Origin of the sequence: Jiangella anatolica, assembly GCF_003236295.1 — a bacterium.
GTDB classification, from domain to species: Bacteria; Actinomycetota; Actinomycetes; order Jiangellales; family Jiangellaceae; genus Jiangella; species Jiangella anatolica.
The window spans coordinates 1-7,787 of record NZ_POTW01000158.1; the positions used below are offsets into that span (position 1 = coordinate 1).

Consider the following 7,787-nt stretch of genomic DNA (forward strand, 5'->3'; position numbering starts at 1 on the left):
GTTCGGCGACGCCCCGGCCCGTCCGGCCTCGTCCCCCGTGGACGACGACGAGCCGTTGCTCGCGTTCGGCAGCCGACAGCCCGTCGACGACACTGCTGCCGACGACGACGTCGACCACACCGAGGGCGGCAGCCGCTACCGCGGCCGACGCGCCCGCCGATCCGACACCGCCTGACGCGGACCCGCTGCCGTAAGCCCGTTCCGCGGCGGCCTTGGCACGCCGGAGCGTTCCACGATCGCGACATTTCGGGCGCGGCCGGTCACCTGCGGCGTGCCAAGCGCGACGCGGGGGCGTGCCAAGCGGCGAGCGGTGGGCGACGACTGGCCGGGCGGCGAGCGGTGGGCGACGACGGCGCGGCGAAGCTGGATGGGGCGGGCGCGCGTCGGGCGTGCGTCGGGCGTGCGTCGGGCGCCGGCGCCGACGTGCGCGCGCGACGGCCGCCCGTCGAGCTGCCCTTGGCACGCCGGAGCGTTCCACGAGCGCGACATTTCGGGCGCGGCCGGTCACCTGCGGCGTGCCAAGCGCGACGCGGGGGCGTGCCAAGCCGCGAGGATCCAGATCGCCCCGTCGGTCCGATCGGCGTCGAGCCGGCCCCGAAACTGCCGCCAGCAGCAAAACCGTCCAACACCAATGGCCGTTAGCAAAGGTAATGAGTTAAACTAACGAAAGTGCCACCCGCGAAGATCCCTCAGAACGCCGCACCCCAGCGCCAGCCGGCGCGCTCGGGCCCGGCGCAGCCGCGTACCCAGGCCGGCCTGGCCAGCTCGCTCCGCATCGCGCTCGGCCGGCTGAACCGCCGCATCCGCAACCAGCGCGAGGACGACTCGCTGACGCTGAACCAGCTGTCCGCGCTGGGCATCCTCGAGCGCAAGGGCCCGCTGCCGGTCGGTGAGCTGGCCGCGTGCGAGCGGATCCGCCCGCCGTCCATGACGCGCATCGTGTCCGGTCTGGAGGAGCTCGGCCTCGCGACCCGCGAACCCGACCTCGCCGACCGCCGGGTCATCAACGTCCGCATCACCGACGCCGGCAAGGCGCGCACGGCGGCCGACCGCAAGCGCCGCGACGCCTGGTTGACGCACAAGTTGCGCGACCTCACCGCTGACGAGCGTGAGCGGCTGCGCGCGGCGCTGCCCGTGCTCGAGAAGCTGGCTGGCCTGTGAGCCCCACCTTCCACTCGCTCCGGCACCGCAACTACCGGCTGTACTGGTCGGGCATGTTCCTCTCGAACGTCGGCACCTGGATGCAGCGCATCGCCCAGGACTGGCTGGTGCTGGTCGTGCTCGGCGGCGGCGCGCAGGCCGTCGGCATCACGACCGGGCTGCAGTTCCTGCCGTTCCTGCTGGTCGCGCCGTTCGGCGGGCTGCTGGCGGACCGGTTCGACAAGCGCAAGCTGCTGATCCTCACCAACTCCTTCCTCGGCCTCGTCGGCCTCACCCTCGGTGTCCTCACGCTCACCGGGCTGGCCGAGATCTGGCACGTGTACCTGCTCGCGTTCCTGCTCGGCGTCGGCACCGCCCTGGACAACCCGGCTCGCCAGGCCTTCGTGTCAGAGCTGGTCGGCCGCGACGACCTCACCAACGCCGTCGCGCTCAACAGCGCGTCGTTCAACGCGGCGCGGCTGATCGGCCCGGGCGTCGCCGGCATCCTCATCGGCTTGATCGGCACCGGCTGGGTGTTCATCCTCAACGGCGCGTCGTTCGTGTCGCCGATCCTGGCTCTGGTGCTGCTGCGCGGCGTCGGCGGCCGGCCCAAGCGCGACGCCGAGCGGGCGGGCACGATGTCGCAGTTGCGCGAGGGCGTGGCGTACCTGGGGTCGCGGCCCGACCTGCTGATGGTCGTCGCGATCATGTTCGGGCTCGGCACGTTCGGCATGAACTTCCAGATGACGATGGCGCTGATGGCCACCGACGTCTACGACAAGGGCCCGAGCGAGTACGGCCTGCTCGGCTCGATCATGGCCATCGGGACCTTGTCGGGCGCCCTGATCGCGGCCCGGCGGCGGGTGCCGCGGCGGCGGCTGATCGTCGGCGGCGCGGTGGTGTTCGGCGTGTTCGAGGTGGCGGCCGGGCTGATGCCGTCGTACGTGCTGTTCGCGATCTCGCTGGTGCCGCTGGGCATCATCGCCATGACGGTCATGACGGCGGCCAACGCGTACGTGCAGACGACGGTGCCGCAGTACGTCCGCGGCCGGGTCATGTCGCTCTACATGATGATCTTCATGGGCGGGACGCCGTTCGGTGCGCCGGTCATCGGCTTCGTCGCCGACGCGTTCGGCGCCCGCTGGTCGCTGCTTGGCGGCGGCATCCTGACGGCGGCGGTCGCCATCGCCGCCCTGCTCATCCTAGCCCCGAGAAGCGGCGTCGTCGTGCGGACGCGGCTGCGCCCGCGCCCCGGCCTGGTCGTCGTCACCATGGCGCCCGCACCGGCTCCGGTGGATGAGCCGGTCGCGGTCCGGGTGGCCTGACGCGGCCATGAGGCTGTTCGCCGCGGTCGAGCCCTCGCCGGAGGCGGTGGCGCACCTGACGGTCGTCGTCGACGGGGTGCGGGACGCGGCGTTGCGGTGGGCCGAGCCGGCCGGCTGGCACCTGACGCTGGCGTTCTACGGCGAGGTCGGCGACGAGAAGCTGGACGAGCTGACGCGGCGGCTGGAACGCGCCGCCGGCCGGCATCCGGCCACCCGGGCCCGCATCGCCGGCGCCGGACGCTTCGGGCACACCGTGCTCTGGGCCGGCGTCGACGGCGACAGGGTCGCCCTGCGCGCCCTGGCCGGCTCCGCGCGCGCCTCCGGCCGGCGCACCGGCGTCGGCCACGAGGATCGGCAGCCGTTCCGCCCGCACGTCACGCTGGCCCGCGCCCGCGCCGGCAGCGCCGCCGACCTGCGACCGTACGTCGACCGGCTCGCACCGTACGCCGGACCCGAGTGGGCCGCCGACGTCGTGACGCTGTTCCGATCGTCGCCGGGCGCGCCCGGCCACGGACCACGGTACGAGGCGCTGGCCCGCTTCCCACTGGGCCGGCGCTGACCCCTCAGAGCGCCGTCGCCACCGCGACGATGAGGACCATGATGATCAGCGCGGCGGTCACCAGTTGCCGGGTGGTCTTCGGCCGCACCGTGGTCGCCTCCTTCGCCGGGATCGTCGAACCCAGCCTACGCGCCGCCCGCCGCGGCGGTTCACGCGGTCACGGCAGCGAATTGACCAACGCCGTGACTAGTTGATCAGGCGTTGCAACAACGTTGCCGGCACATCGATGGCCAGCGGAAACCCCCTCGATGATGCCGGAAAATGCTGGCCGCGTGGATGATCGGCAGAGGACCGAACGGATGATCCCCAGCAAGTTCTGCGAGCTCTATGGTTGTCCCAGGAACACGACGGGGGAATTCGGGTTCCGGCTGAAAAGAGGAACCAACAACGCGCCCGGCCGCTGACACGCATCGCGGCCGGGCGTTGTTATTGACTGGCGTTGTTGACCTCAGGCGCCGAGCTTCTCCACGACGAAGTCGATGCACGCCGTCAGCGCCTCGACGTCGGCGGGGTCGACCGCCGGGAACATCGCCACCCGCAGCTGGTTGCGGCCCAGCTTGCGGTACGGCTCGACGTCGACGATGCCGTTGGCCCGCAGCACCTTCGCCACCGCGGCGGCGTCGACGCTGTCGTCGAAGTCGATGGTGCCGACGACCAGCGAGCGGGCGTCGGGGTCGGCGACGTACGGCGTGGTGTACGGAGTCTTCTCCGCCCAGCTGTACAGGTGGCTCGACGACGCGGTGGTACGGCCGACGGCGAACTCGAGGCCGCCGTTGCCGTTCAGCCAGTCCAGCTGCTCGGCCAGCAGGAACAGCGTCGCCACGGCCGGGGTGTTGTACGTCTGGTCCTTGGCCGAGTTGTCGACGGCGGTCGGCAGGTCGAGGAAGGCCGGCACGTACCGGTCGGTGGCGCCGATCTCCGCGACCCGGGCCAGCGCCGCCGGCGAGAACGCGGCGATCCACAGCCCGCCGTCGGAACCGAAGTTCTTCTGCGGCGCGAAGTAGTACACGTCGGCCTGCGACGCGTCGACCGGCAGGCCGCCGGCGCCGCTGGTCGCGTCGATCAGCACGAGAGCGTCGTCGGCGGCACCCGCGACCCGGCGGACCGGCGCCATGACACCGGTCGACGTCTCGTTGTGCGGCCACGCGTAGACGTCGACGTCGTCCTCGGCGACCGGCGCCGGCAGCGAGCCCGGGTCGGCCTTGACGATGCTCGGCTCGTCCAGCCACGGCGCGGTCTTCGTGACGGTGCCGAACTTCGACGAGAACTCGCCGAAGGACAGGTGCTGCGCCTTCTGCCGGACCAGACCGAACGCGGCCGCGTCCCAGAACGCCGTCGTGCCGCCGTTGCTCAGCACGACCTCGTAGCCGTCGGGCAGGTCGAACAGCGCGGCGACACCCTCGCGGACCCGTCGGACCAGGTTCTTCACCGGCGCCTGCCGGTGCGACGTGCCGAGGACGGACCCGCCGTGCGCGGCGAGCGCGGCCAGCGCCTCGGGGCGGACCTTGCTCGGGCCCGAGCCGAACCGGCCGTCGGCGGGCTTGAGGTCGTCGGGGATCTGCACAGTGTCGGTCATGGGCGGCGCTCCGTGTCGGTGTCCGGCGGGTTACGGAAGTGTGACGACACTGTCAGGTAGGCCATTGTGCCGCATGAACGCGGACATGCGTGCGCCGGTCCGTCAGGTGATCCGGACCGGCGCGTGGCGGCGTACGTCGATGCAGGTCAGGCTGCCCAGGCCGGGCTCCAGCCGGCGACGGTGTCAGGGGTGCGCGAACCCGGTCCGGTGTACATGGCCGAGGGTCGGACCAGCCGGCCGGTCCGCTTCTGCTCCAGGATGTGCGCGCACCAGCCGGCGGTGCGGGCCGACGTGAACATCGAGGTGAACATGTTCGCCGGGACCTCGGCGAAGTCGAGCACGATGGCGGCCCAGAACTCCACGTTGGTGGCGAGGACGCGGTCGGGCTTTCGCTCGTGCAGCTCGGACAGCGCGGCCTTCTCGAACGCCTCGGCGACCTCGTAGCGCGGCGCGCCCAGCTCGCGGGCGACGCGGCGCAGCGTGCGGGCCCGCGGGTCCTCGGCGCGGTAGACGCGGTGGCCGAAGCCCATCAGCCGCTCGCCGCGGTCGAGGATGCCCTTGACGTAGCCGACGGGGTCGCCGGTGCGCTCGATCTCCTCGATCATCGCCAGCACCCGCGACGGCGCGCCGCCGTGCAGCGGGCCGCTCATCGCGCCGACGGCGGCCGACAGCGACGCGGCGACGTCGGCGCCGGTCGACGCGACCACCCGCGCGGTGAACGTCGACGCGTTCATCCCGTGCTCGGCGGCCGAGGTCAGGTAGGCGTCGACGGCGGCCGTGTGCCGCGGGTCGGGCTCACCGCGCCAGCGGACCATGAACTGCTCGACGATGCTGCCCGCCTGTGCCACGACGTCGTCAGGGACGGGCGCCTGACCGGCTCCGACCCTGGCCGACTGGGCGACGAACGAGAGCATGGCCGACGCGCTGCGCGCCAGCTGGTCGCGGGCGTCGTCGTCGCTGGTGTCGAGCAGCGGCTGGAAGCCCCACATCGGGGCCAGCGTCGCGACCGAGCTCTGCACGTCGACGCGGACGTCCCCGGTACGGACCGGCAGCTCGAGCGACTCGGCGGGCGGCAGCCCGGGATCGAACGAGCCGTCGACCAACAGGCCCCACACGTTGCCGAACGGCACCCGGCCGACGAGGTCGTCGATGTCGACCCCGCGGTAGCGCAGCGCACCGCCTTCCTTGTCGGGCTCGGCGATCTGGGTCTCGAACGCTACGACACCCTCAAGGCCATGCTTGACCTCGGACATTGACATCTCCATTCGTGGTGCGCTCGCGGGCCCCCACCCCATCATGCCCCGTGACTGGTGGCTCCCCACAAGTTGCGACAATGTGAATGTGCGGTTTCCCACAGTGGTGTCGGCCACGTCGCTGTGGTTCCCGGGCTGGCAGAGTGAGTCCCGTGGAGGAACAACTGCCCCAGATGCGGCGTCGCTACACCGCCGGCCGGCTGCTCGAGGGCGATCTGGCCGCCGATCCGTTCGACGAGTTCGCTGCTTGGCTCAGTGACGCGGTCTCCGCCGGGCTCACGGAGCCGAACGCGATGGTGCTGGGGACCGTCGGGGCCGATGGGCGGCCCAGTAGCCGGACGGTGCTGCTCAAGGGGATCGAGGACGGGGCGTTCGTGTTCTTCACCAACACGGGGTCGCGGAAGGCTCTGGAGATCGCCGGGAACCCGTACGTGTCGTTGTGCTTTCCGTGGATCGCGGTGGAGCGGCAGGTGCTCGTGGGTGGGGTGGCGTCGCCGGTTCCCCGGGCCGACACCGAGGCGTACTGGCGGATGCGGCCGCGGGAGTCGCAGGTGGGGGCTTGGGCGAGTCGGCAGTCGTCCGTTATTGGGTCGCGGGGTGAGCTGGAGGCTGCTGCCGCGGCCGCGGAGGAGCGGTTCGCGGGGGAGGTGCCGGTGCCGGAGTTCTGGAGCGGATACCGGGTGGTGCCGGAGACCATCGAGTTCTGGCAGGGCGGGCCGGGGCGGTTGCACGATCGGCTGCGGTACCGGGTGGTCGGGTCAGGGTGGATCGTGGAGCGGTTGGCTCCCTGACCACTCGTTGGTGGGGGGCCTCGTTGCGTCGGGTTCTCGTTGCGCCGGGCCGACGTTGGTTGGGGCTGCCGCGTTCGGGCGGCCCCCTCGCTTGCCCATTGTCCGGTCGTGACGCCGGGCCTCAAGTCCGCGCCTCTGTGGTTGCTCGGCTCGGTGGCTCGGGGCGCGGACTTGACCCCCGGCGCCACGACCGGGGGCAAGACTCGGAGGGGGCCACCCGGAGAATGGGCCCGGGCCTTCGGGCTCGCTGGGGTCCTTGTTCGCTGGCCGCTGGCGGGCTCGCTTACGGCTTAGGCGACCGGGTTCGCTGTTGCCTGCTGTTCGCTGGCCGCTTGCGGTCGCTTCTGGGTTTGGCGACCGGGTCGCCGGTGCGTGCTGCTCGTTGGCCGCTTGCGCCTCGCTCTGACCGCTCGTTTTTGACGACGGCTCGGCGGGAGGTGGTCCAGAAATGGACGACCCGTGGGCTGCTTCCACGCTGCCACGACACACGGTCGGGAGTGTGGCCCGGGCGGACCAGCGCCGGGAGCCCACGGGTCGGGTGACTGCTCGGTATTGCCAGCAACCAAGCCGGCGAACACTGGGGGTCACCCCCAAGTCCTGCGACGAGCAGGGCTGCTAGCGAGCAGCCACCTCACAAGTCCGATAGCTATTCATCTACTGGACCACCTCCTCTCCGTGTGCCCACCACGTTAAGCGCCCGCCCGCCCCCGAGGCAACGCTTTTTCCGGCCGGTGAACGCGGGAACAAACCGGCCCATCGCCACCAGCACTCAGGTGATCGCGATCCACGTCGAGCGAGCCCGGCCGAGCACGCGGCCGTCGGCGCCGTAGACAGTCGAATCCGTCCAGGTCTTGCGGCCCTCGGTGCCGACGAACGAGCCCATGACCAGGCACGAATCGTCGGGAGTAGGGACGCCCGCGATCAAGGCGGTGATGCGGCCGAGCACCATCGGGCGGCCCTCGATGGGCGCGGACCAGCCGCCGGGGCAGTCGAGCGCGGCCCAGACGAACTCAGCGGAGCCCGCGACGTCCGGAGTCACAGTCCAGAGACAGGCCGTGCGGCCGTCGCCGACGCGGCCGGGGAAGAGGCGCATGCCGTCGCCGGGGGAGCGGGCCGGGCCGCAGACGAAGCACTCGGGGAAGG

Annotated in this window: 7 protein-coding genes and 1 pseudogene; 5 read left to right on the plus strand and 3 right to left on the minus strand. The window is 71.8% G+C overall.

What is annotated here, in order from left to right; genetic code table 11:
* The first annotated feature begins 669 nt into the window (after positions 1–669).
* The 4 genes from C1I92_RS32190 to C1I92_RS34205 are packed head-to-tail and all read left to right on the plus strand — an operon-like array spanning position 670 to position 3,218.
* Complete coding sequence (locus C1I92_RS32190; protein WP_233507521.1) at positions 670–1,161, plus strand: MarR family winged helix-turn-helix transcriptional regulator; 492 nt, start codon at positions 670–672, stop codon at positions 1,159–1,161.
* A complete protein-coding gene (locus tag C1I92_RS32195; RefSeq protein ID WP_111258711.1) occupies positions 1,158–2,465 on the plus strand; it encodes an MFS transporter in 1,308 nt (435 codons plus the stop codon). Before C1I92_RS32190 ends, C1I92_RS32195 begins: the two co-directional genes overlap by 4 nt.
* Before the next feature lie 7 nt (positions 2,466–2,472).
* Positions 2,473–3,024 (plus strand): RNA 2',3'-cyclic phosphodiesterase, encoded by a 552-nt coding sequence (thpR, locus tag C1I92_RS32200; RefSeq protein WP_111258712.1) that lies wholly within the window; start codon positions 2,473–2,475, stop codon positions 3,022–3,024.
* A 38-nt stretch (positions 3,025–3,062) separates the two neighbouring features.
* Entirely contained in the window at positions 3,063–3,218 is a 156-nt protein-coding gene (locus C1I92_RS34205) for a hypothetical protein (RefSeq protein WP_158564394.1), read from the plus strand.
* 254 nt (positions 3,219–3,472) lie between these two features.
* Here the strand turns inward: C1I92_RS34205 and serC are convergent, their stop codons facing one another.
* Positions 3,473–4,600 carry a phosphoserine transaminase gene (gene serC, locus C1I92_RS32205; protein ID WP_111258713.1) on the minus strand — a complete coding sequence of 376 codons (1,128 nt, stop codon included), beginning with the start codon at positions 4,598–4,600 and terminating at the stop codon, positions 3,473–3,475.
* Between the two features lie 146 nt (positions 4,601–4,746).
* Positions 4,747–5,853, minus strand: coding sequence for a citrate synthase 2 (locus C1I92_RS32210; RefSeq protein ID WP_111258714.1), 1,107 nt, complete (start codon positions 5,851–5,853; stop codon positions 4,747–4,749).
* A gap of 152 nt (positions 5,854–6,005) precedes the next feature.
* On the opposite strand from C1I92_RS32210, the gene pdxH reads away from it, so the two are divergent.
* Positions 6,006–6,644: a pyridoxamine 5'-phosphate oxidase gene (pdxH, locus tag C1I92_RS32215; RefSeq protein ID WP_233507531.1), complete on the plus strand. Its 639-nt coding sequence runs from the start codon at positions 6,006–6,008 to the stop codon at positions 6,642–6,644.
* A 769-nt stretch (positions 6,645–7,413) separates the two neighbouring features.
* On the opposite strand, the pseudogene C1I92_RS34210 reads toward pdxH, so the two are convergent.
* Positions 7,414–7,787: pseudogene (locus C1I92_RS34210) on the minus strand (hypothetical protein); the annotation flags it as partial.